Below are 22,744 nucleotides of genomic sequence, written 5' to 3'. Positions count from 1 at the left end.
CTCGCGTTGCCTCACCTCACGGTGCGCTGCGCTGTCCCGGCACGCTCGCCGCGCCCGCCGGCATCGGGGACGCCGTGCGGCGGGTCTGGAACGGGACCGCGTTCTCCGGGGCGAGGGCGGCCGGGGGGTCGGACGGGGGCAGCGGGCGGGAGGCGGCCGCGGTGTCCGGGTCCGGCTGGCGCTCGCCCTGGGGGCGGCGCGCCCGGTAGGCCGCCCGGTAGGCGGCCGGGGAGGAGCCCAGCTGGCGGCGGAAGTGGCCGCGCAGGGCCACCGGGGAGCGGAAGCCGCAGCGCCCGGCGACCTCGTCCACCGAGTAGTCCGACGTCTCCAGCAGGCGCTGCGCCTGGAGCACCCGCTGCGTGATCAGCCACTGCAGCGGGGCGCTGCCCGTCAGCGAGCGGAACCGGCGGTCGAAGGTGCGGCGGCTCATGTAGGCGCGCGCGGCCAGCGTCTCCACGTCGAACTGCTCGTGGAGGTGCTCCAGCGCCCAGGCGACGACCTCGGCGAGCGGGTCGGCGCCGATCTCCTCCGGTAAAGACCTGTCGAGGTAGCGCTCCTGGCCGCCGCTGCGGCGCGGGGGGACCACCAGGCGGCGGGCCAGCGCGCCGGCCGCCTCGTTGCCGTGGTCCGTGCGCACGATGTGCAGGCACAGGTCGATCCCGGCCGCGGTGCCGGCGGACGTCAGCACGTCGCCGTCGTCCACGAACAGCTCGCGCGGATCGACGTGCACCGACGGATAGCGCTTGGCCAGCGTCGGCGCGTACATCCAGTGCGTGGTGGCGGGGCGGCCGTCCAGCAGGCCCGCTGCGGCGAGGACGAAGGCGCCCGTGCACAGTCCGACTATGCGCGCCCCCTCCTCGTGCGCCCTGCGCAGCGCGTCGAGTGCCTCCTCCGGCGGCGGCGAGGTGATCGACCGCCAGGCCGGCACGACGACCGTGCCCGCGCGCGAGATCGCCTCCAGCCCCTGCGGCGCGGTGAGTTCCAGGCCCCCCGTGGTCCGCAGCGGGCCGTCCTCGCCGGCGCACACCAGCAGCCGGTAGCGCGGCACTCCGGCGTCCTGGCGGTCGATCCCGAACACCGACAGCGGTATGGAACTCTCGAAGATGGGGCCGCCGCTGAACAGCAGCACCGCGACGATCTCCTTGCGGCGGCGCCCGGACAGCTTCCGGGCCGCGGCTTCCGGCGCGGCGGTGGAGTCGTGGCTCATACTGCTAAGCCCCCCTCGGTGGTCGCGGCGCCCTTCACCCTTCGGGTCTGTCGCTCCAACACGTTTCCCCTCGGTCCTGCACGAGTCCCCCGCCGTAGACGGTCAAGATCGAATCTACTGTGTCCCGCCGCGCCGAGGTGGCCGGTTCGGCACTTGGGACATTGTCGACATGGCAACTTGGCGTGAAGCAGTCGATCACGAAGCGTTGCACTCCCGGGCGCCCCTGGGAAGTGCGCCTTGTGTCAGTGGCCAATCCCCGTAGGGTGCGAGGGGGGCCCGAGACCCTTTCCGTGCAGGTGGAACGGGGGATTGGGGGTGGTGAGGGGCGGGGATGCGCCACCTGCGGAAGTTGGCTGAAAAGAAGCGGAACTGTGCGCGGAAACCGGTCAGTCGACCGGTGCTTTTTCCCCAGCGTGCCGCCCGCCCCTGCGCGCCTGCCGCCCGCGCCCGCACGCCCGCCGCCGGGCCGCGACCCGCTCGGAACGCCGCAGCAGCAGACGGCAGGCGGCGGTGACGGCGGCCAGGCCGAAGGCCGTGCCGGCGGCGCCCGCGAAGGAGGCGCCGTACCAGAGGAGCGCCACCGGGACGAGGAAGCAGCTGAACGCCGCCCAGCGGACCAGATCGGTGACGGCGTCCCGGTCGGGTGTGCCGGACGTCGGGTCGGCGGGACGGTGCGGTCCTGACACGGGTGCTCCCTGGGGTGGCGGCACGGGGATCAACGCCCGTGCGCCGCGTCGGTCACGACGGGACACGACCGGTCACGGACAGTTGAATCCTGTGCAAACCGCCTGTACAGAGCAGCAACCATTGCGTTACGGGCGCCCTCTCGGGCATGCTCCGGTGAATCCCGCGGGGACCCCCCGCGGGATCTGGGCGAAGGAGGCGTGCCGCCGTACCCTTGGGGGTATGGGGTTGGGAAGACCATTCCCGGACACACACCGGACACAGCTCCGCCGCACACTGTTGTCCCCCATAGAGGATAAAAACGCCGAGACAGCCATGGCCGGTCACGAATTCTTCGAACCCGCGGACCGCAAGCGGCCCGTCGCCGAACCTACGGCGGCCGAGCCCCTGGCGGCCGAAGAGCCACGCCAGTCGTGCGACCCAGCCTTCAAGCACGGTGTCGTCGTCGGCTTCGACGGCTCCACGTCCAGCGAGCGCGCCCTCGCCTACGCCATCGGCATGGCCTCCCGGCTGGGCTCCGGCCTGGTCATCGTGCATGTCGCCAACCGGCTGCCCACCACCGTGTGGGCCGGCTGCGAACCTCCGGTCTTCGTCGACGTGCCCGACCACCGCACCGAGGTGCTCGGTCTGGAGCTGGCGTGCGCGGACTACCTCGCCGAGGTGTCCTGGATCCTGGTCGAGCGCGGCGGCGACATCTGCCACGAGCTCGAAGAGGTGGGGCGGGAGTACGAGGCCGACGCCATCGTCGTCGGCTCCAGCCACGGACTGGTCGGCCGCCTCTTCGGCTCCGTCGCGGGCCGCCTCGCCAAGCGCGCGAAGCGGCCCGTGGTGGTCATTCCCTGACCCCGCGGGGCGGGGCTGCTCCAGGGGCCGCTCCAGGGGCTACTCCACCGTCACGGACTTGGCGAGGTTGCGGGGCTTGTCGATGTCCCGGCCCAGCGCCAGCGCCGTGTGGTAGGCGAGGAGCTGGAGCGGGATGCCCATGAGGATCGGGTCCAGCTCGTCCTCGTTCTTCGGGACGACGATGGTGTGGTCGGCCTTCTCCTGCTCCCGGTGGGCGACGGCGAGGATCTGGCCGCTGCGGGCCTTGATCTCCTCCATGGCCGCGCGGTTCTTCTCCAGCAGGTCGTCGTCCGGCACGATCGCGACCGTCGGCAGGGCCGGCTCGATCAGGGCGAGCGGGCCGTGCTTCAGCTCGGAGGCCGGGTAGGCCTCGGCGTGGATGTAGGAGACCTCCTTGAGCTTCAGGGAGGCCTCGCGGGCGACCGGGTAGCCCCGCACGCGGCCGATGAAGAGCATCGAGCGGGCCTCGGCGTACTGCGCGGCCAGCTTCTTGACGTCCTCCTCCTGCTCCAGCATCTCGGAGATCTGCGCGGGCAGCCTGCGCAGCCCCTCGATGATCCGCTTGCCGTCGCGCACGGAGAGGTCGCGGGTGCGGCCCAGGTGCAGGGCGAGCAGCGCGAAGGCGACGCAGGTGTTGGTGAAGCACTTGGTGGACACCACGCACACCTCGGGACCGGCGTGCACGTACATGCCGCCGTCGGCCTCGCGGGCGATCGCCGAACCGACGACGTTGACGATGCCGAGGACGCGGGCGCCCTTGCGCTTGAGCTCCTGCACGGCGGCCAGCACGTCGTAGGTCTCGCCGGACTGGGAGACGGCGATGTACAGGGTGTCGGGGTCGACGACCGCGTTGCGGTAGCGGAACTCGGAGGCCGGCTCGGCGTCCGCGGGGATGCGGGCCAGCTCCTCGATCATCTGGGCGCCGATCTGGCCCGCGTGGTACGAGGTGCCGCAGCCGAGGATCTTCACCCGGCGCACGGCGCGCGCGTCGCGGGCGTCCAGGTTGAGGCCGCCGAGGTGCACGGTGGAGAAGCGGTCGTCGATCCGGCCGCGCAGCACCCGGTCCACGGCCTCGGCCTGCTCGTGGATCTCCTTGTGCATGTAGGTGTCGTGGCCGCCCATGTCGTAGGAGGCGGCCTCCCACTCCACGGTGGTGGGCTCGGAGGTGGTGCGGGTGCCCTCGGTGGTGTAGGTGCGGAAGTCGTCGGCCTTGAGGGTGGCCATCTCGCCGTCGTCGAGCGTGACTATCTGCCGGGTGTGGGTGACCAGCGCGGCGATGTCCGAGGCGACGAACATCTCCTTCTCGCCGATGCCGAGGACGACCGGCGAGCCGTTGCGGGCGACGACGATGCGCTCGGGGAAGTCGGCGTGCATCACGGCGATGCCGTACGTGCCCTCGATCACCCGCAGGGTCTCGCGGACCTTGTCCTCCAGCTTCTCGGCCTCGGAGCGGGCGATGAGGTGGACGAGGACCTCGGTGTCGGTCTCGGAGAGGAACTCGACGCCGTCCGCCTCCAGCTTGCGGCGCAGGTCGGCGGCGTTGTCGATGATGCCGTTGTGGACGACGGCGACCTTGTTGTCGGCCGACATGTGCGGGTGGGCGTTCACGTCGGAGGGGGCGCCGTGGGTGGCCCAGCGGGTGTGGGCGATGCCGGTGGTGCCCTTGAAGCGCGCGGGGACCTTGGCCTCCAGGTCGCGCACCCGGCCCTTGGCCTTGACCATCCTGAGGCCGGTCGCCTTCGGGGAGGTGATGACCACGCCCGCCGAGTCGTACCCGCGGTACTCCAGGCGCTGGAGGCCTTCGAGGAGCAGGGGCGCGACGTCACGCTTGCCGATGTATCCGACGATTCCGCACATGTAGAGGTATCCCTCGTGTCCTTCTCGGCCTGCTCAGCCGTAGACGATGCGGCGCAGCTGACGGAGCGACAGCTCCGGCGGCGCGACCGCGCGGTATTTCAGTTCCGCCTCGATCCGTTCGAAGATCGCCGCGTTCACCAGGCCCTGGGCCTGGAGCTCGCGGTGGCGGCGACGGACGTATTCCTCGGTCGTCTCGTCGAAGTAGGCGAGCACGTCCTGGACCACGCGCAGCGCCTCGCCCCGGCTCAGCGGGGTGGACCGCGTCAGATGATCAACGAGTTCGTCGTGCACCCGGTAGATCCTGGGGTAAGGCAGACGCTTGTGCAAGAATCCTGCCCGATATCGGGCAGGCGTGGGCGTGTCTGTGTGGGTGCTGTGTCTACATCCGCTTCAGAATCGCCTGCTTCGCCAGGGTGAACTCCTCGTCCGTCAGCACTCCGGAGCGGTGCAGTTCGCCCAGCTCGCGCAGCCGGCGCAGCAGCGCGTCGTGGTCGTCCTCGGCGGCCGGTGCGGGTGCGGGCGCGGGCGCCGGTGCGGGGCTCTCCTCGGACGGGCCGGCGTCCTCCAGGGCCGGACGGGCGGCCGGGTGCGGGAGACGGGCCTGCACCGCCGCCGCCACCAGGGCCATCAACGGGTCCTTCTTGAAGCCCCACAGCTCCACGGCGTTGGGGTCGTACTTCGGCGGCACCTTGCTCGGCGCCGCCCGCACGGTGAAGCGGAGGTGGCCGTTCTCCAGGCCCACCGTCGGCTGCCACTCCACGGCCACGATGTCGGCGAGGGGGAGGGTGCGCGGCCCGGCGGCCGACTTGGAGTCCTCCGCCTGCCACTTCCACTCCAGCCGCACCCGCTCCCCGTCGAAGCTCGCGACGCCGTCCCCGGCCGACACCGACAGCGGCACCGACGGCCCCGGCAGCAGGTAGGCGTCCACCGGGCCGGACGGAACCTGGTCGAGAAGCAGCGCGTTGCGCACCTCGTCGACGAAGTACTCGGCCACGCCGTACCGGTCGGACTCCACCAGGAGCTGGTAGGGGTCGTGCGGCTCGGTCAGCCGGCCGCCCGTCGCGTGCAGCAGGGGGTCGGCGCCGTCGCGCAGCCGCAGCCTGAGCCGCCCCGACTTCTTCCCCTGCTCGAACGACACGCCCGCCAACGCCGCGAGCGGCACGAGCAGTTCACCCAGTTCCCTGCGGAGCAGACTGACGTTCTTGTCCCGCCCGGGTGTCAACCGCAGGGCGTCGCCGTCGAAGACCCACGTTCCGTCCTTCTGGATGATTTCCGCCATGCGGGGATTGTTTCATCGCCGCCGCGGGCGGTGATGGTGCGGGAGAGTGGTCCAACCCGTCCCGACCCGTCCCAACCCATCGCGAAGGGAGCGCACGTGAGACCTCATCGACGGCACCACAGAACGACTCCCCGCATCCCCCGGCTGCTGGGAGCGCTGCTGCTGGTGGCGGCGGTCGGCGCCATGACCACCGGCGCCGCCCCGAACCGGAAGACGGCCGACCGGCCGACCCCCCTGGACCAGGTGATCCCGGCCCCCGCCTCGGTCGAACCCGGCGGGGCGCCGTACCGCATCACCCGCGGCACCCACATCCGCGTCGACGACTCGCGCGAGGCCCGCCGCGTCGGCGACTACCTCGCGGACCTCCTGCGGCCCGCCACCGGGTACCGGCTCCCCGTCACCTCCCACGGCCACGGCGGCATACGGCTGCGCCTGGCGGGCGGCCCGTACGGCGACGAGGGCTACCGCCTCGACAGCGGCCCCTCGGGCATCACCATCACCGCCCGCGAGGCCGCCGGGCTCTTCCACGGCGTCCAGACCCTCCGTCAGCTGCTGCCCGCCGCCGTCGAGAAGGACACCTTGCAGAGCGGCCCCTGGCCGGTCGCGGGCGGCACCATCGAGGACACGCCCCGCTACGCCTGGCGCGGCGCCATGCTCGACGTCTCCCGGCACTTCTTCGGTGTCGACGAGGTCAAGCGCTACATCGACCGCGTCGCCCTCTACAAGTACAACAAGCTCCACCTGCACCTCAGCGACGACCAGGGCTGGCGCATCGCCGTCGACTCCTGGCCGCGCCTGGCGACGTACGGCGGCTCCACCGAGGTCGGCGGCGGCCCCGGCGGGTTCTACACCAAGGCGGACTACCAGGAGATCGTCCGCTACGCCGCCTCCCGGCACCTCGAGGTCGTGCCCGAGATCGACATGCCGGGCCACACCAACGCCGCCCTCGCCTCCTACGCGGAGCTGAACTGCGACGGCGTGGCACCCCCGCTGTACACCGGCACCAAGGTCGGCTTCAGCTCGCTGTGCGTGGGCAAGGACGTCACCTACGACTTCGTGGACGACGTCCTCGGCGAACTCGCCGCGCTCACCCCGGGCCGCTACCTCCACATCGGCGGCGACGAAGCACACTCCACCCCGCACGCCGACTTCGTCAGGTTCATGAAGCGGGTGCAGCCGGTCGTCGCCAAGTACGGCAAGACGGTCGTCGGCTGGCACCAACTGGCCGGCGCCGAACCGGTCGAGGGCGCGCTGGTCCAGTACTGGGGCCTGGACCGCACCGGAGACGCGGAGAAGGCCGAGGTCGCCGAGGCCGCCAGGAACGGCACCGGGCTGATCCTGTCCCCGGCCGACCGGACCTACCTGGACATGAAGTACACCAAGGACACCCCGCTGGGCCTGTCCTGGGCGGGCTACGTCGAGGTGCGGCGGTCCTACGACTGGGACCCGGCCGCCTATCTGCCGGGCGCCCCGGCCGACGCGGTCCGCGGTGTCGAGGCCCCGCTGTGGACCGAGACCCTGTCCGACCCCGGCCAGCTGGACTTCATGGCCTTCCCGAGGCTCCCGGGCGTCGCCGAGCTGGGCTGGTCCCCGGCGTCGACGCACGACTGGGACACCTACCGGGTGCGGCTCGCCGCGCAGGCACCGCGCTGGGAGGCGATGGGGATCGACTACTACCGCTCGCCGCAGGTGCCGTGGCCGTGAGGCCGGTGACATGAGACACCGGTGACACGACGCGAGCCCCGGGCCGCCGTCACCGGCGGCCCGGTCCGGCGGCGTGGGACAGCGGGGGCGCGATCGCCTGTGCGTCCGCGCCCTCGCCGACCCACAGGGCGATGAACAGCGCGGCCGTCGCCTCCAGGAGCCCCGCACGGTCGAGACCGCCCGCGGCGACGGGCTCGCAGCCCACGTCCCGGACCAACTCGCGTACCCGCGCGAGGGCGTTTTCGTCGTCCCCGCAGACGGGTACGGCCAGCGGCCGCCCGTCGAACACGGGCGGGCGCATGCGCCACACGTCCTCGTGGCACAGGTTGAAGGCCTTGACCACATGGGCACCGGGCGCCGCCGCGGCGAGCCGCCGCGCGGCCGAGGGGCCCGTCTCGGTCAGGAGCCGGAAGCCCGGCCCGACCGGATTGGAGCAGTCGAGCAGCACCTTGCCCTCCAGAGCCGTGCTCAGGTCCCGCACCACCTCCGCTCCCGCCCCGAACGGCAGCGCGGCCAGCACCACTTCCGCGCCGGACTCGGCCGCCGCCCGCAGACCGGCCGGCCTCGCCCCGCCGGAGAGGCGCGTCGCGAGCCGCTCGGCCCTGCGTACGTCCCGCCCTCCGACGATCACCTCGTGCCCCGCCCGTACCCAGTGGGTGGCGAGCGCGTCGGCCATGTTGCCCGTTCCCAAGACGGCGATTCTCATCACGCGTTCCCTCTCCGTGCCGGCTTCGACCGTTCGCACCGACGCTAGAAGGCGGCTCGGGCACCATGTGGTGCTTGAATCCTCCCCCAGCTGAAGCAAGGGGATTCCTGGCTCAGGAAGCCCCACCGGTCATCGACCGGCAAGGTCTTACTCCCTCAACACCAGCCGGGTTGAAACCAGCCCGGGATCTTCGAACAAGCCTGGTGATACAAGTGCGCGCTTGGTTCTCGCAACGCAGGATGCTGTCTTGGTTCTCGACCAGCGGGGACGATTCTACAAGCTGACGACAGCGGATGAATACGGTCTTTCGCCCTGGGGACGAAACCCCGCTCCCCGCCCTGCTCCGCAGGGGCCCGACTCCTCCCCGGCCCGACGGCCGGGCATCCTCGGAGGCACACGGTAAAGGCGTAGACGCGGGTCAATACAGTCAGAGCCCTCGCCGGCCCTCCCGCACGAGCAGCGCCAGCAGGTACGCACCCCCGACGCACACCGTGACGGCCCCGGTCGGCAGGAGCACGCCCGGGATCGCGTGCTGGGCTGCGATGTCCGCGCCGAGCAGCAGCAGCGCGCCCACGAGGGCCGATCCGGCGAGGTCGACGGAGGTGCCGTGGCCGGTGAGGCGGCGGGCGATCTGGGGGGCCGCCAGGGCGACGAAGGAGATGGGGCCGCACGCCGCGGTCACCGTGGCCGTGGCGACCACGCCGAGGACGACCAGCAGCAGCTTCGTACGCTCCACCGGCACCCCGAGCATCGCCGCGGTGTCGTCGCCGAGTTCGAGCCGCCGCATCCTGCGCTGCGCCACCGGCGCGACCAGCGCGACCCCCGCCAGGACGACGGCGGCCACGGCGATGATCTGCCAGTCGACGGTGCTGAGCGACCCGGCGCCCCACACCGCCGCCCGCAGTGCCGCGTCCACCTCGGCCTTCACCGAGAACCAGGTGTTGAGCGACGACAGCAGGGCGCCCACGGCGATGCCCACGACGATCAGCCGGAAGCCCTGCACGCCCCGCCGGAACGCCAGCAGGTACACGGCCAGCGCGGTGCCCAGGCCCCCGGCCAGTGCCCCGGCCGCGAGCGCGGCGTAGCTGCTCGCCCCGGCCAGCATGGTCAGCACGACGCCGGTGTAGGAGCCGGTGGTGAAGCCGATGAAGTCGGGGCTGCCGAGCGGGTTGCGGGTGAGGGACTGGAAGATCGCGCCGCCCACCGCCAGGGCGGCCCCGAAGAGCACGGCGGCGACGATGCGCGGCGCCCGCCACTCCAGGACGACCGTGCGCACGCTCCTGCTCGCGCCACCGGTGAGGACGGAGGCCACGTCGCCGGGGCTCAGCGGATAGCTGCCCAGGGTGAAGGCCCACAGGGCCAGGCCGATCAGCACCAGCCACAGCAGCCCGCCCACGAGGACGGCCCGCCGGGTCAGCCGCAGGCTCAGGGGTCCGGCCCTGAGCACGAGCACCCCACTCATGACGTCCTCGCCCGTCCGGTGCGCACCAGCAGGATCAGTACGGGCGCGCCGACCAGCGGCATCATCACGCCGACCGGCAACTCGGACGGGATCACCACGAGGCGGCCCAGGATGTCGGCGACCAGCACGACCACCGGCGCGAGGACGGCGCAGTAGGCGAGGATCCAGCGCCAGTCGGGCCCGGTGATCCGGCGCACCGCGTGCGGCACCATGAGGCCGACGAAGACCAGCGGGCCCGCCGCCGCCGTGGCCGCGCCGCACAGCAGCGTCACCGCGAGCACCACGCCTGCCCGGGTCGCCCCGACCCGGAGCCCGAACGCCCGCGCCGCGTCGTCGCCGAGGGCGATCGCGTTCAGCGGGCGCGCGCAGCACAGGGCGAGGACGAGACCGGCGACGACGAAGGGGAGGATCGCGGTGGCGGTACCGCCCGGGCGGTCGGTGACGGTGCCCGCCTCCCAGAAGCGCATCCGGTCGAAGGTCTCGGTGTCGATCAGCGCCAGGGTCTGCGAGATGCCGGACAGGACCGCCGTGAAGGCGACCCCGACCAGGGTGAGCCGCAGCGGTGAGGCCCCGCCCCGCCCGGCGCTGCCCACCAGGTGGACCACCGCCGCACCGGCGACGGCCCCGGCGAACGCGAAGGGCAGGTACTGCTCGATGCGCGTGACGCCGAACACGGCCACGCCCAGGGTGACGGCGAACCCGGCACCGGCGTTGACGCCGAGGATCCCGGGGTCGGCGAGCGGGTTGCGGGTGAGCGCCTGGATGAGCGCGCCCGCCACGCCCAGGGCCACGCCGACGAGGATGCCGAGCACCGTCCGGTCGACGCGGGCCGAACCGACCGTCGCGTGCGCCACGGAGCCGTCGGGCGTGGTGAGGGCCTGCCACACCACGTCCGGCGGCAGCATCGCCGAGCCGACCGCGACGCTGAGCACCACCGCCACGGCCAGTACGGCGACGGCGGCGGCCAGACCGAGCAGCCGGCGCCTTCCGGGACGCGACGGGCGAGCCGGCGGGGGCGCGGTCGCCGTCGCGAGCGCCTGTGCCATCCATCCTCCTTGCGCAGCCCGCCCCTCGGGCGGGCCGGCCGCCCCGTGCCGACACACGGCGACCGATATGTCCACGTACACGTACACAGTTGACCGGGAACCGCCCGGGGGCTCAGCGTCCGCCGAGGGCACCCGCCGGGTCCGCCGTCAGCTCGCTCACCGGGATCCCGGACTCGCGGCTCAGCGCGCGCAGCAGTCCGGTCCGGGTCGCGTAGCCGGCCGCCCGGGCCGCCGCCGTCAGTTCCCCGCCGCCGAGGACGTGCTCGACGGCGGCGTTCATCCTGGCCCGGCTGCGCCACCGTGTGAAGGGCAGTCCGGTCTCGTCGAGGAAGACCCGCTGCACCTGGCGGGGGCTCATCCGGTGCTGTGCGGCGAGTTGCTCCAGCGTGCCGGCGGGGGTGCGCAGCGCCTCGCGGGCGAGGGCACGCACCGCGGGATGGGTGGGCAGGACGACCGGGAAGTACTGCCGCGAGATGCCGCGCAGCACCCGGCCGAGCGCCTGGCGGAACGGCCTGACCTGTTCCGCGGTGCCCGGTGCGGCGCCCAGCGTGGTGGTCATGACCTCGATGATCGCGGGCACCGCTCCGAGCGGTTGCACCCGGCATCGGGGCAGGTCATCGGGGTTGAGGGTGGGGCCGAGGGCCATACCGCCGGCGGCGATCCGCAGCGCGTGCGGCACCCGGGGGGCGAGCCAGACGGCCTCCTGGCGGCCGAGCCGCCACTCGGCGCCGTCGGCGAGCAGGACGGCGGAGCCGGTCACGACGTAGACGAGGTGCGGCTCGTCGTGCTGGTGCGTGTCGTGGCCGAGAAAGCGGATGGAGTTCTCGGCGACCACGGTGCCGAGGGATGTGACCGGCAAGCCTGCCTCCCGTGCCCTGCGAAGTGTCGTGCCGGTCGCCGGCGATGTCGCATGCGGACCGACCTTGCGAAACCAGCGAAGTTAGGCTCACCTTACCAATTAGCCGAACGCATGATTCTGCCCAGCCTCGTGAGGTCCCATGCTTGCTCCTGTCCGCCTGCTCGCCGTCGCGCTCGTCGCCACGCTGGCCCTCACCGGCTGCGCCGCCTCCGACGACTCCTCCGGCTCCGCCGGGGGCGGCGACAAGGCGTCCGCCGCGAAGACCCGTACCGTCGCGACCGACTACGGCGAGGTGAAGGTGCCCACCGAGCCCAAGCGCGTGGTCGTGCTGAACCACGCCCTCGCCGGCTACCTCTACGACCTGGACGTGCCGGTGCGCGCGACGATCCCCGAGGACGCCGACGGCAAGGGCGAGTTCTCCCCGAACTGGGCGAAGGAGGCGAAGGAGGACGGCACGACGTTCCTGCCGTGGAGCGTCGACGGCTTCGACCTGGAGGCGATCCTCGCCCTGGAGCCCGACCTCATCGTCGGCGGCGGCATCGGCTTCCCGCTCTTCCAGGCGGAGAAGGTCTACGACGACCTCTCCGACATCGCGCCGACGGTGCTGGTGGGCAAGAAGCTCGGCGACTGGCGCGCCCAGTTCTCCTTCCTCGCGAAGGACGTGTTCGGCAAGGGAGACGTCTACGACCAGCACGTGGCCGCCTACGACAAGCGGATCACCGAGGTGAAGAACGCGATCGAGCCGCCGCCCGGCCCGGTGTCCTTCCTGGCCTTCACCGGGGACGGCACCGCCTACGGGCTGGTGGAGAGCGTCGGCCTGCCGGTCGAGTTCAAGAAGGTCGGCATCGAACCGGCACCGGTCTTCGCGAAGGGCGGCTTCAAGGTGTACGGGCAGGGCGGCGACATGTTCGAGCTGTCGACCGAGAAGGCCGGACAGACCATCACCCAGCCGTCGGTGTTCGTGATGGGCTTCAACGCCGACACGACCGACGTCGCCACCCTGAAGAAGAACCCCGTCTACGGCGCGCTGCCCGCCTTCGAGTCGGGCCACGCCTACGACCTGCCGTACTGGGTGCTGCGCGGCGACTACGACGAGTCGATGGCCCTGCTGGACATCATCGAGAAGGAGTTCTCCTGATGGCCGCGCGGCGGGCGTACACGACGCACCCGCTCGTGCTGCGCCGGGTCACGGTGCGCCGCGTCCACGACGTGACGCCCCGGATGCGGCGGATCGTCCTCTGCGGCGACCAGCTCGGCGCCTTCACCCGGGACGGGATCGAGCATCCGGCCTTCGCCGCGCCCGGGTTCGACGACCACGTCAAGCTGATCCTGGCCTCGGACGGGGACGTCCGCGCCGCGCTCCCGGCGCAGTTGCCGCACGGCATCGAGTGGACGCCCGCCGAGAACCGGCTCACCCGCGACTACACCCCGCGGCGGGTGGATCCCGCGGCCGGTGAGTTCGACCTCGACTTCGTGACCCACGGGGACGGGCCCGCGGCGGCCTGGGCCAGGGCGGCGCGGGAGGGCGACGAGCTGTGGTTCGTCGGCCCCAAGTCCTCGCTGCGGCTGCCCGCGCGGCCGGACTGGATCCTGCTCGCCGGCGACGAGACCGCGCTGCCCGCGATCGGCCGCTTCCTCGACGAACGCCCCGTCGACGCACCGGCGCACATCCTGGTCACCGTCGCGGACGACACCGCACGCCAGAAGCTCGCGCTGCGGGAGGGCGACACCATCCGGTGGGTCCTCGCGGAACCCGGGGACGCGACGGCACTGGAGGCCGCCGTCCGTGCCCTGCCGCTGCCGGCGGGGGACGGCTACGCATGGGCCGCGGCGGAGAGCCGGGCCCTGCTGCCGGTGCGCCGGTACCTCGGGCGCGAGTGCGGGCTGCCGAAGGAGCGGCTGAACATCACGGGCTACTGGCACCGCGAGGAGCCCGCCGCCCCGACCGGGGCGGAGGACCCGGCGGCGACCGGGGAGCACGCGCGCGTGCCCTCGCCGGTGCCGTGGCTGGTCGTACGGGCCTCGCTGCGGCTCGGCCTGCTCGACGCGGTCGCCGACACGCCCGGCCTGCCGCTCGACGCGCTCGCCACCCGCCTGGACGTGCCCGCGCCGAACCTCGGCGTGCTGCTGGGGCCGCTCGCCGCGCACGGCGTGGTCGTCGGCGACCACGACGGGCTGCGGCTGGGCCCGGCCGGCGAGGAACTGCTCGACGACCACGCGCGGGACGAGTACGCGGGCCACGAGGCCGAGCTGCTGCTCTCCCTCGCCGAGCTGGCGCCCGCGCTGCGCGGGGGCGGCTCCCCCTGGCAGCGGGCGTCGGGGGCCACGTTGCACGGCACGGTGGCAGGGGACGCGGAGCGCTACGGTGAACTGGTGGAGGAGTGCGAGCAGTTGGTGTTCCTGCTGAACGGGCTGGCCGCCGACCCCCTGTGGGCGGGCGTCGGGACCTGTCTGCTCACCGGTCCCGGCAGCGCGGCCGTCGTCGCCGCCCTCGACGACGCCGGCCGCCGGCCGCGACTGCGGATCGCGGAGGACGAGGTCCCGGCCGCGACGCTGCGCACCCGTGTCCCGGCCCCGGAACGGATCGACTGGACCGGGGGACCCGCCGACCTCGCCGTGGCCGCCAAGGCCCTCGCCCACCGGACCGACGACGAGGCCGAGGCCCTGCTCACCCGGCTCGCCTCCTGGGCCCCGACGGTGGTCCTCGTGGAGGCGTCCCGCCCCGACGGCCTGAGCCCGCACGCGGCCGAGGCGTCCCTGCACGCGTACGCCGCCACCGGCAGCCCGCTGCGGGACTCCACCGCGATCGCGGCCCTCGCCCACCGCACCGGCTGGCACGTCGCCCGCCTCATCCCCCTCGGCTGGGGCACGGAGGCCACGGTCCTGCACCGCACCTGACCCCGGCGACGGAAACCCTTCCGCCCCTGCTGGGAGGGGACGGCTGGGGGGTGACGGCTGGGGGCGGCTGGGGGGGACGGCTGAGGGGACAGCCCGCTACGGAACGCCCCGCGGCTCCGTCGCCGGAAGCGCGCCCCCCGGCCACAGAACCCCTTCCGCCCCCGCCTGACCGGCGGACCGGGGCCCGCCGACTCCGTCGCCGGGGCGCGAACCCGCCGTGCCCGCCGTCCCGGCTTCCGCCCGGCGGAGCCGGCCGCGACGCGGGTGGCTCGGCGGGCCGCCCCGCGTCGGCGCCGTGGGGGGGGTGGGTTCAATCCTTTACGACGACCTGCGCTCCACCAGCTCCGTCGCCAGCACCACCTGGTGGCGTTCCAGGCCGCGCGAGGCGGCCGGGCGGCGGTCGGCGATCTCGGTCAGCAGCAGGTCGATCATCGCGCGGCCCATCTCCTCGATGGGCTGGCGCACGCTGGTCAGCGGCGGCTCCATGTGGCGGGCGATGGCCGAGTCGTCGTAGCCGACCAGCGCCACGTCGTCCGGGATGCGCCGGCCCGCCTCGCGCAGGACCTGTCCGGCGCCCGCCGCGGTGACGTCCGAGGCGGCGAAGACCGCGTCCACGTCGGGCCGGCGGCGCAGCAGTTCCGCCATCGCGCGGCGCCCGCCCTCCTCGGTGAAGTCGCCCGGCTCGATCAGTGCCTCGTCCACCTCGTGGCCCGCCTCGCGCAGGGCGTCGCGGTAGCCGTCGACGCGTCGCTGCGCGCCGTAGACGGCGAGGTGACCGGTGATGTGGGCGACGCGGCCGCGCCCCCGGGACAGCAGGTGCTCGACGGCCGAGCGGGCGCCGCCGTAGTTGTCCGAGTCCACCGAGGCCAGCGGCTCCGCGGCCGAGCGGGGGCCGCTGATCACCGCGGGGATCTCCAGCTGGGTCAGCAGGTCGGGCAGCGGGTCGTCGGCGTGCACCGAGACCAGCAGGACGCCGTCCACCCGGTGCGCCGCCAGGTACTGGGCGAGCCGCTCGCGCTCCCGGTCGCTGCCCGCGAATATCAGCAGCAGCTGCATCTCGGTGTCGGACAGCTCGGAGCCGACGCCCTTCAGCATGTCCGAGAAGTACGGCTCCGCGAAGAACCGCGTCTCCGGTTCCGGCACCACCAGGGCGATCGCGTCCGTGCGGTTGGCCGCCAGCGCGCGGGCCGCCGTGTTCGGGACGTAGCCGAGTTCCGCGACCGCCGCCTCGACGGCCGCCCGGGTCGCGTCGCTGACCCGCGGCGAGCCGTTGATCACGCGGGAGACCGTGCCGCGGCCGACGCCCGCGCGTGCCGCCACTTCTTCGAGGGTGGGCCGGCCACCGCTCCGACCACGCACTCCGTGGCTTGCCATCGGCTCCGCCTCCCGTCGTCACCCCCGCACTCTGCGGCTGGCCTGGAATTTAACAGGCCGGTCGGGTGTAATGACCGACTCCGGCCCCTCCCCCGCCGTACGGGGGGCGTCTCCGCGCCGCTCGCAACGTCCAGTTAACAGGCCGATAACTGAACGCAATTCGTCGCGTCCGTTCCCTTGACACCCCCGCCCGGACCGACGACTCTTCAACACATCACTTGTGGGAGCGCTCCCACACTACCTGGCACATACACATCCCGCACGTTCCACGCCCGAGCCGCAGCGACGAACGCACCACATGAAGCAGCGGGTCCAACCATGCAGTTGGCCGGGGGGTCGGCACGTCAGGGCAACAGGAGGACGCAATGCGAGCAGCACGCAGAGGATCGGCCCGCAGAGTGGTGGTCATGGCGGCCGTCGCGTCGCTGGGCGCCGGGCTGCTGGCCGGCTGTGCCGACGACGGGAACGACGAGGACAGCTCGTCGTCGGGCGACAGCAGCGGCAAGACCACCATCACCCTCGGTCTGTTCGGGACGATGGGCTTCAAGGAAGCCGGTCTCTACGACGAGTACGAGAAGCTCAACCCGGACATCAACATCGAGGAGAACGTCACCGAGCGGAACGAGAACTACTACCCCGCCCTGGTGAACCACCTCACCACCGACAGCGGCCTCCAGGACGTGCAGGCGATAGAGGTCGGCAACATCGCCGAGGTCGTCGCCACCCAGGCGGACAAGTTCGAGGACATGTCCAAGGCCGCGGGCGTCCAGAAGAGCAACTGGCTCGACTGGAAGTGGCAGCAGGCCACCACCAAGGACGGCGCCACGATCGGCCTCGGCACCGACATCGGCCCGATGGCCATCTGCTACCGCAAGGACCTGTTCGAGAAGGCCGGCCTGCCGACCGACCGCGAAGAGGTCTCCAAGCTGTGGGCCGGGGACTGGAAGAAGTTCATCGAGGCCGGCGAGAAGTACAAGAAGGGCGCCGGCAAGGACACCTACTTCATGGACTCGCCCGGCGGTCTGATCAACGCCATGCTCAGCAGTGAGGACGAGAAGTTCTACGACGCCTCCGGCAAGGTCATCTACAAGACCAACCCGGACGTCAAGAAGGCCTTCGACCTGACCGCCGAGGCGGCCGAGAAGGGGCTGGTCCAGTCGCAGACCCAGTTCCAGCCGGCCTGGGACCAGACCATCTCCAACAGCCTGTTCGCCACCGTCGCCTGCCCGCCGTGGATGCTCGGCACCATCAAGGCCAAGTCCCAGCCGGACTCCGCCGGCAAGTGGGACGTCGCCCAGGCCCCGAAGGCCGGCAACTGGGGCGGCACCTTCCTGGGCGTGCCCAAGAGCGGCAAGCACGTGAAGGAGGCCCAGAAGCTGGTCACCTGGCTGACCGCCCCCGAGCAGCAGGCCAAGCTCTTCTCCAAGATGGGCAGCTTCCCGAGCGCACCCGCCGCGTACAAGCTCCCGCAGGTGACCGGCGGCAAGAACGACATGACCGGTGACGCCCCGATCGGCGAGCTGTTCGCCAAGGCCGCCGAGGAGATCCCGACCCAGGTGATCGGCCCGAAGGACCAGATCATCCAGCAGGGCCTGACGGACAACGGCGTCATCCTCGTCACCCAGGGCAAGTCCGCCAAGGACGCCTGGGAGAACGCCGTGAAGACCATCGACAACAACCTGGAGAAGTGACCGGAATGACCACCCGGCACGACACCGCCGCGTCCCCCGTCAAGGGGGGCGCGGCCCCGGGCCGCCCGCCCGGCGGCAGGGCGTCCGCGGAGGCGGACCGCAGGAAGCGGGCCAAGCTCTCCCGCCGCTGGCAGCGGGACATGCGCTGGAGCCCGTACGCGTTCGTCTCGCCGTTCTTCCTGCTCTTCCTCGCCTTCGGCCTGTTCCCGCTGATCTACACCGGCTGGGCCTCGCTGCACACGGTGGAGCTGACCGCGCCCACCGACATGCAGTGGACGGGGCTGGACAACTACACCCGGATCTTCGACGACGAGTTCTTCTGGAACGCCGCGAAGAACACGCTGTGGATCGGCGTCATCTCGACGGTGCCGCAGCTGCTGATGGCGATGGGCCTCGCGCACATCCTCAACTACAAGCTGCGCGCCTCGACCTTCTACCGGGTCGTGATGCTGGCGCCGTACGCGACGTCGATCGCCGCGGCCTCGCTGGTCTTCGTGCTGCTCTTCGGCCGCGACTACGGCATGATCAACTGGGTCCTCGACATGGTGGGCCTGGACAAGATCGACTGGCAGAACGGCTCGTGGTCGTCCAAGTTCGCCGTGTCCACGATCGTCATCTGGCGCTGGACCGGCTACAACGCGCTGATCTACCTGGCCGCGATGCAGGCGATCCCGCAGGACCTGTACGAGTCGGCGGCGCTGGACGGCGCCAACCGCTGGCGGCAGTTCATCCACGTCACGCTGCCCTCGCTGCGCCCCACGATCCTGTTCACGGTCGTCGTGTCGACGATCGGCGCCTCGCAGGTCTTCGGCGAGCCGCTGCTCTTCGACGCCAACAAGGGCGCCTCGGGCGGCTCCCAGCACCAGTTCCAGACGCTCGGCCTGTACCTGTACGAGCAGGGCTGGGTCAACCAGCACCTGGGCCGCGCCTCCGCGATCGCCTGGGCGATGTTCCTGATCCTGATCGTGATCGGGATCCTCAACGCCGTCATCTCGCGCCGGCTGCGCGCCAGTAGTTAAGGAGAACCGGCCGTGACGACGACCATGACGAAACCCCCGGCCGACGCGGCACCCGAGCCGCCCCGGCGGGGCCGACGACGTTCCAAGGCCGCCCGGGCCGGCGGCACGCTGCACGCCGGGCCGATCGCCTACATCATCCTCGCCCTGTTCACCATCGGCTCGCTGTTCCCGCTGGTGTGGACGGCGATCGCCGCCTCGCGCGACAACCAGCGGCTCGCCCAGACGCCGCCGCCCTTCTGGTTCGGCGGCAACCTGTTCGACAAGCTGGAGATCGCCTGGAACGACGCCAACCTCGGCGAGGCGTTCCTCAACACCACCATCGTGGCCGGGATCTCGGCGTGCACCATCGTCTTCCTGTCGACGGTCGCCGGGTTCGCCTTCGCCAAGCTGCGCTTTCGCGGGCGAGGCGCGCTGATGCTGATCGTCATCGGCACGATGATGGTGCCGCCGCAGCTCAGCATCATCCCGCTGTACATGATGGTCGCGAAGCTGGACTGGTCCGACCAGTTGCAGGCGGTGATCCTGCCGTCCCTGGTGAACGCGTTCGGCGTGTTCTTCATGCGGCAGTACCTGCTCCAGGCGCTGCCGGACGAGATCATCGAGGCGGCGCGCGTGGACGGCGCCAGCAGCTGGCGTGTGATGTGGCACGTGGTGTTCCCGGCGGCGCGGCCCGCGATGGCCGTGCTCGGCATGCTGATGTTCGTGCAGTCCTGGAACGACTTCCTGTGGCCGTTCCTGGTGCTGACGCAGAACGGCAGTCCGACCGTGCAGGTCGCCCTCGCCGGACTGGGCCGCGGCTACACCCCGGACCAGTCCCTGATCATGGCCGGTGCGCTGCTGGGCACGCTGCCGCTGCTGCTGGTGTTCGCGATCTTCGGCAAGCAGATCGTGGGCGGCATCATGCAGGGCGCCGTCAAGGGCTGACCCCTCACCCTGGGGCCGGGCCACCGCCCCGGCCCCCCTTTCCCCCCTCGTCCTTCTTACTCGTCGGTCCAGCGCGCCGGTCCTCCGGCCGGTCCCCCCGGGACCCGCCCGGACCCGCCACGACCTGCTATGGGAGCGCTTCCATGCTTGAGTCCGCAACGCCGGTGACCCCGGTGACCTTCCCCCCGGCCTTCCTGTGGGGCGCCGCCACCTCGGCGTACCAGATCGAGGGCGCGGTGCGGGAGGACGGCCGTACCCCCTCGATCTGGGACACCTTCAGCCACACCCCCGGGAAGACGGCCGGCGGGGACACCGGTGACATCGCTGTCGACCACTACCACCGCTACCGCGACGACGTGGCGCTGATGAAGGACCTGGGCCTCGGCGGCTACCGCTTCTCGGTCTCCTGGACGCGGGTGCAGCCGACCGGCCGCGGCCCGGCCGTCCAGCGCGGCCTGGACTTCTACCGCCGCCTGGTGGACGAGCTGCTGGCCGCCGGGATCAAGCCGGCCGTCACCCTCTACCACTGGGACCTGCCGCAGGAGCTGGAGGACGCGGGCGGCTGGCCCGAGCGGGACACGGCGTACCGGTTCGCCGAGTACGCGCAGATCGTCGGCGAGGCGCTCGGCGACCGGGTGGAGCAGTGGATCACGCTCAACGAGCCGTGGTGCGCCGCCTTCCTGGGCTACGCCTCCGGTGTGCACGCCCCCGGCCGCACCGACCCGGCGGCCGCGCTGCGCGCCGCGCACCACCTGAACCTGGCGCACGGCCTGGGCACGGTCGCGCTGCGTTCGGTGATGCCGGCCCGCAACTCGGTGGCGATCAGCCTCAACACGTCCGTCGTGCGGCCGCTGTCGCAGAGCCCGGCGGACCTGGCGGCCGCGGTGAAGATCGACGACCTGTCCGGCGGGATCTTCCACGGTCCGATCCTGCACGGCGCCTACCCGCAGACCCTGCTGGAGGCGACGGCGCCGCTCACCGACTGGTCGTTCGTCCAGGACGGCGACCTGGGGCAGATCCGCCAGCCGATCGACGCGATCTGCCTCAACTACTACACGCCGACGGTGGTGTCGGCGGCCGACGCCGACTCGCGCGCCCCCCGCGCCGACGGCCACGGCGCCAGCGAGCACTCGCCCTGGCCCGCCGCGGACGACGTGGCGTTCCACCAGCCGCCGGGCGAGCGCACCGAGATGGGCTGGAGCGTCGACCCGACCGGCCTGCACGAACTGATCATGCGGTACAACCGCGAGGCCCCCGGCATGCCGCTGTACATCAGCGAGAACGGCGCCGCCTACGACGACAAGCCCGGCGCGGACGGCACGGTGCACGACCCCGACCGGGTCGCCTACCTGAACGGCCACCTCACCGCGGTCCGGCAGGCCATCGCCGACGGCGCCGACGTCCGCGGCTACTACCTGTGGTCCCTGCTGGACAACTTCGAGTGGGCCTACGGCTACGAGAAGCGCTTCGGCGCCGTGTACGTCGACTACGCCTCCCAGCAGCGCACCCCGAAGTCGAGCGCCCTGTGGTACGGGCGGGCGGCCCGCACGGGGGCGCTGCCGCCGGTGGACGCCGTCGAGTAGCCCCTCGGGGGAGCCGGCGCACGGGCGGTGGCGGGGCGCGGCATTCCACGGGGGATGCCGCGCCCCGCGCGCGGGGCCGGTGTGGGGCCCGGCCCCGCGGGAAGGGGCCCTGCCCTACTTGTGGGCGGCGAGGGCCTTGGCGAAGGCGTTCGGCTCCTGGTCCACGGAGCTGCAGGTCGCGTCGGCCGAGGGCTTCGGGCCGCCGGGGCAGGCCTTGTCGCGGGTCGCGGACCACATGGACAGGGCGCCCAGGCCCTTGGACTTCGCGAACTCCACGAGCTGGGTGGCGTCGTCGACCTTGAAGACCTCGGAGGCGACGTCGTTCACGCCGATCATCGGGGTGACGGCGACCGTCTTCCAGGCGTCGGCGTCGGACCGGCCGAGGACGCCCTTGATCTGCGCCTGGGTGGCGGTGGCGGCCTGCTCGGCGTAGGTGCCCATGTCGCCGCTGTACGCGGGGCCGTAGTCCATCGCCATGATGTTGACGGCGTCGATGTCCACGCCGTTCTTCTTCGCGTCGGCGAGGAGGTCGACGCCCGCCTGGGTGAGGCCCTCGGGCATCACCGGGAGGGTGAAGGAGACGTCCAGGCCGGGGTGCTGCTTCTGGAGCGCGGCGATCGCCTGGGCGCGGCGGGTGTTGGCGGCCGTGTCGGGCAGCGCCCCGCCCTCGACGTCGAAGTCGACCTTGGTGAGCTGGTAGGCGTCGACGACCTTGCCGTACGCCGCCGTCAGCGCGTCGGCGGACGTGCAGGTGGTGCCCAGTTCGGAGCCGGAGGCGCCGCCGAAGGAGACGCGGACGTCGCCGCCCTCGGCGCGCAGGGCGCCTATCTGGTTCGCCACCGCGTCGCTGCCGAGGTCGGTGACGCCGCCCCACTTGGGGGTGCAGCCGCCGCCGTCGGTCACGAAGGCGAGGTTGTACTCCTTGACGCCGGTCGCCGCGGAGTGCGCGAGCAGGTCGAAGGCCGGGTAGAGGGAGGTGTCGACGTACGGCGCGAAGCCGGCGCCCGCCGCGGTGCCGTCGCCCGGGGTGCCGGTGGGCTCCGGCGTGGTGGGGGTGCCGGTCGGGGTCGGTTCCGTGCTGCCGGTTGCCGTGGGGGTCGGCGTGGGCGTCGGGGCCGGGGGGTCGGTGGGGCGGCCGCTGGGCTCGGGGGTGGCGCCGTCGTCCGTGGAGCACGCGGCGTCGTCGACGAGGCAACCGGTCGGGTCGGCGGTGCCGTTGACGACGAAGCCGACCGTGACGGACTCGCCGGCCTTCAGCCCGTCCGTGTCCCACTTGGGCGGCGTCACGGTGACGTGCTGCCCGTCGGCCGTCGACTCGGCGTTCCACAGCGAGCCGAGCTTCGCACCGGTGGGCAGGTCGAACTCCAGGGTCCAGTCGGCCTTCGCCTGCCCGCTGTTGTTGGTGACGACGTACTGCGCGGTGTAGCCCGTCGACCACTCGCTGGTCTTCGTGTACGCGGCACCGACCGAGGCCGCCTGGGCGGTGCTGGTGAACAGCAGCGCCCCGCCACCGGCCACGGCCGCCGCGACGAAGGCGCCGATCGCCTTGTTCCTGCCACTGACCTTGCGTCGGTGCGTGCGCATCACGTGCCTGCCTTCGCTGTTCAC

The 22,744-nt window shown here is 72.3% G+C and carries 19 protein-coding genes; 8 read left to right on the top strand and 11 right to left on the bottom strand.

Annotation, left to right across the window (positions count from 1 at the left end; all coding sequences use genetic code 11):
• Positions 1 to 16: 16 nt before the first annotated feature.
• A complete protein-coding gene (locus ACFV9J_RS04425) occupies positions 17 to 1,207 on the bottom strand; it encodes a helix-turn-helix domain-containing protein (RefSeq protein ID WP_385349660.1) in 1,191 nt (396 codons plus the stop codon).
• Positions 1,208 to 1,593: 386 nt separating this feature from the next.
• On the bottom strand, positions 1,594 to 1,893 hold the full coding sequence (locus ACFV9J_RS04420) for a hypothetical protein (RefSeq protein WP_385349657.1): 300 nt from the start codon (positions 1,891 to 1,893) through the stop codon (positions 1,594 to 1,596).
• Between the two features lie 313 nt (positions 1,894 to 2,206).
• Between ACFV9J_RS04420 and ACFV9J_RS04415 the strand changes: the two genes are divergently transcribed.
• Complete coding sequence (locus ACFV9J_RS04415; protein ID WP_003976010.1) at positions 2,207 to 2,734, top strand: universal stress protein; 528 nt, start codon at positions 2,207 to 2,209, stop codon at positions 2,732 to 2,734.
• A gap of 39 nt (positions 2,735 to 2,773) precedes the next feature.
• On the opposite strand, the gene glmS is transcribed toward ACFV9J_RS04415, so the two are convergent.
• The 3 genes from glmS to ACFV9J_RS04400 all read right to left on the bottom strand — a co-directional run bounded on the left by glmS (position 2,774) and on the right by ACFV9J_RS04400 (position 5,870).
• Positions 2,774 to 4,591 (bottom strand): glutamine--fructose-6-phosphate transaminase (isomerizing), encoded by a 1,818-nt coding sequence (gene glmS / locus ACFV9J_RS04410; RefSeq protein ID WP_385349655.1) that lies wholly within the window; start codon positions 4,589 to 4,591, stop codon positions 2,774 to 2,776.
• A 33-nt stretch (positions 4,592 to 4,624) separates the two neighbouring features.
• The gene (locus ACFV9J_RS04405) at positions 4,625 to 4,882 is read right to left on the bottom strand and encodes a hypothetical protein (protein ID WP_121702382.1); all 258 of its coding nucleotides are present in this window, start codon (positions 4,880 to 4,882) and stop codon (positions 4,625 to 4,627) included.
• Positions 4,883 to 4,970: 88 nt separating this feature from the next.
• Positions 4,971 to 5,870, bottom strand: a complete 900-nt coding sequence (locus tag ACFV9J_RS04400) for a DUF4429 domain-containing protein (protein ID WP_385349650.1) — start codon at positions 5,868 to 5,870, stop codon at positions 4,971 to 4,973.
• A gap of 96 nt (positions 5,871 to 5,966) precedes the next feature.
• On the opposite strand from ACFV9J_RS04400, the gene ACFV9J_RS04395 reads away from it, so the two are divergent.
• Positions 5,967 to 7,574 carry a beta-N-acetylhexosaminidase gene (locus ACFV9J_RS04395; RefSeq protein ID WP_385349648.1) on the top strand — a complete coding sequence of 536 codons (1,608 nt, stop codon included), beginning with the start codon at positions 5,967 to 5,969 and terminating at the stop codon, positions 7,572 to 7,574.
• Positions 7,575 to 7,623: 49 nt separating this feature from the next.
• Here ACFV9J_RS04395 and ACFV9J_RS04390 read toward each other — a convergent pair whose 3' ends face one another.
• The 4 genes from ACFV9J_RS04390 to ACFV9J_RS04375 form a co-directional block, all read right to left on the bottom strand.
• On the bottom strand, positions 7,624 to 8,280 hold the full coding sequence (locus tag ACFV9J_RS04390) for an NADPH-dependent F420 reductase (RefSeq protein ID WP_385349645.1): 657 nt from the start codon (positions 8,278 to 8,280) through the stop codon (positions 7,624 to 7,626).
• Between the two features lie 427 nt (positions 8,281 to 8,707).
• A complete protein-coding gene (locus ACFV9J_RS04385; RefSeq protein ID WP_385349641.1) occupies positions 8,708 to 9,742 on the bottom strand; it encodes a FecCD family ABC transporter permease in 1,035 nt (344 codons plus the stop codon).
• The gene (locus ACFV9J_RS04380) at positions 9,739 to 10,788 is read right to left on the bottom strand and encodes an iron chelate uptake ABC transporter family permease subunit (RefSeq protein WP_385349638.1); all 1,050 of its coding nucleotides are present in this window, start codon (positions 10,786 to 10,788) and stop codon (positions 9,739 to 9,741) included. The genes ACFV9J_RS04385 and ACFV9J_RS04380 overlap by 4 nt, the downstream gene beginning before the upstream one ends.
• Before the next feature lie 112 nt (positions 10,789 to 10,900).
• Positions 10,901 to 11,647: a helix-turn-helix domain-containing protein gene (locus tag ACFV9J_RS04375; RefSeq protein WP_385349634.1), complete on the bottom strand. Its 747-nt coding sequence runs from the start codon at positions 11,645 to 11,647 to the stop codon at positions 10,901 to 10,903.
• A gap of 139 nt (positions 11,648 to 11,786) precedes the next feature.
• Here ACFV9J_RS04375 and ACFV9J_RS04370 point away from each other — a divergent pair, with 139 nt between their 5' ends.
• Positions 11,787 to 12,785 (top strand): ABC transporter substrate-binding protein, encoded by a 999-nt coding sequence (locus tag ACFV9J_RS04370; protein ID WP_385349631.1) that lies wholly within the window; start codon positions 11,787 to 11,789, stop codon positions 12,783 to 12,785.
• Positions 12,785 to 14,545: a siderophore-interacting protein gene (locus ACFV9J_RS04365; protein WP_385349629.1), complete on the top strand. Its 1,761-nt coding sequence runs from the start codon at positions 12,785 to 12,787 to the stop codon at positions 14,543 to 14,545. The genes ACFV9J_RS04370 and ACFV9J_RS04365 overlap by 1 nt, the downstream gene beginning before the upstream one ends.
• Before the next feature lie 318 nt (positions 14,546 to 14,863).
• Here ACFV9J_RS04365 and ACFV9J_RS04360 read toward each other — a convergent pair whose 3' ends face one another.
• The gene (locus tag ACFV9J_RS04360) at positions 14,864 to 15,919 is read right to left on the bottom strand and encodes a LacI family DNA-binding transcriptional regulator (RefSeq protein ID WP_385349626.1); all 1,056 of its coding nucleotides are present in this window, start codon (positions 15,917 to 15,919) and stop codon (positions 14,864 to 14,866) included.
• 365 nt (positions 15,920 to 16,284) lie between these two features.
• Between ACFV9J_RS04360 and ACFV9J_RS04355 the strand changes: the two genes are divergently transcribed.
• The 4 genes from ACFV9J_RS04355 to ACFV9J_RS04340 all read left to right on the top strand — a co-directional run bounded on the left by ACFV9J_RS04355 (position 16,285) and on the right by ACFV9J_RS04340 (position 21,136).
• A complete protein-coding gene (locus ACFV9J_RS04355; RefSeq protein WP_385349622.1) occupies positions 16,285 to 17,610 on the top strand; it encodes an ABC transporter substrate-binding protein in 1,326 nt (441 codons plus the stop codon).
• Positions 17,611 to 17,615: 5 nt separating this feature from the next.
• Positions 17,616 to 18,629, top strand: coding sequence for a carbohydrate ABC transporter permease (locus ACFV9J_RS04350; RefSeq protein ID WP_385350100.1), 1,014 nt, complete (start codon positions 17,616 to 17,618; stop codon positions 18,627 to 18,629).
• Between the two features lie 12 nt (positions 18,630 to 18,641).
• Positions 18,642 to 19,553 (top strand): carbohydrate ABC transporter permease, encoded by a 912-nt coding sequence (locus ACFV9J_RS04345; RefSeq protein WP_115742261.1) that lies wholly within the window; start codon positions 18,642 to 18,644, stop codon positions 19,551 to 19,553.
• 143 nt (positions 19,554 to 19,696) lie between these two features.
• Entirely contained in the window at positions 19,697 to 21,136 is a 1,440-nt protein-coding gene (locus tag ACFV9J_RS04340; RefSeq protein WP_385349618.1) for a GH1 family beta-glucosidase, read from the top strand.
• A 114-nt stretch (positions 21,137 to 21,250) separates the two neighbouring features.
• Here the strand turns inward: ACFV9J_RS04340 and ACFV9J_RS04335 are convergent, their stop codons facing one another.
• On the bottom strand, positions 21,251 to 22,720 hold the full coding sequence (locus tag ACFV9J_RS04335; protein WP_385349615.1) for a cellulose binding domain-containing protein: 1,470 nt from the start codon (positions 22,718 to 22,720) through the stop codon (positions 21,251 to 21,253).
• Positions 22,721 to 22,744 lie beyond the last annotated feature (24 nt).

The sequence above is a fragment of the Streptomyces sp. NPDC059906 genome, from assembly GCF_042730645.1.
GTDB classification, from domain to species: Bacteria; Actinomycetota; Actinomycetes; order Streptomycetales; family Streptomycetaceae; genus Streptomyces; species Streptomyces rubrogriseus.
This window is presented reverse-complemented; position numbering and strand designations above follow the sequence as displayed.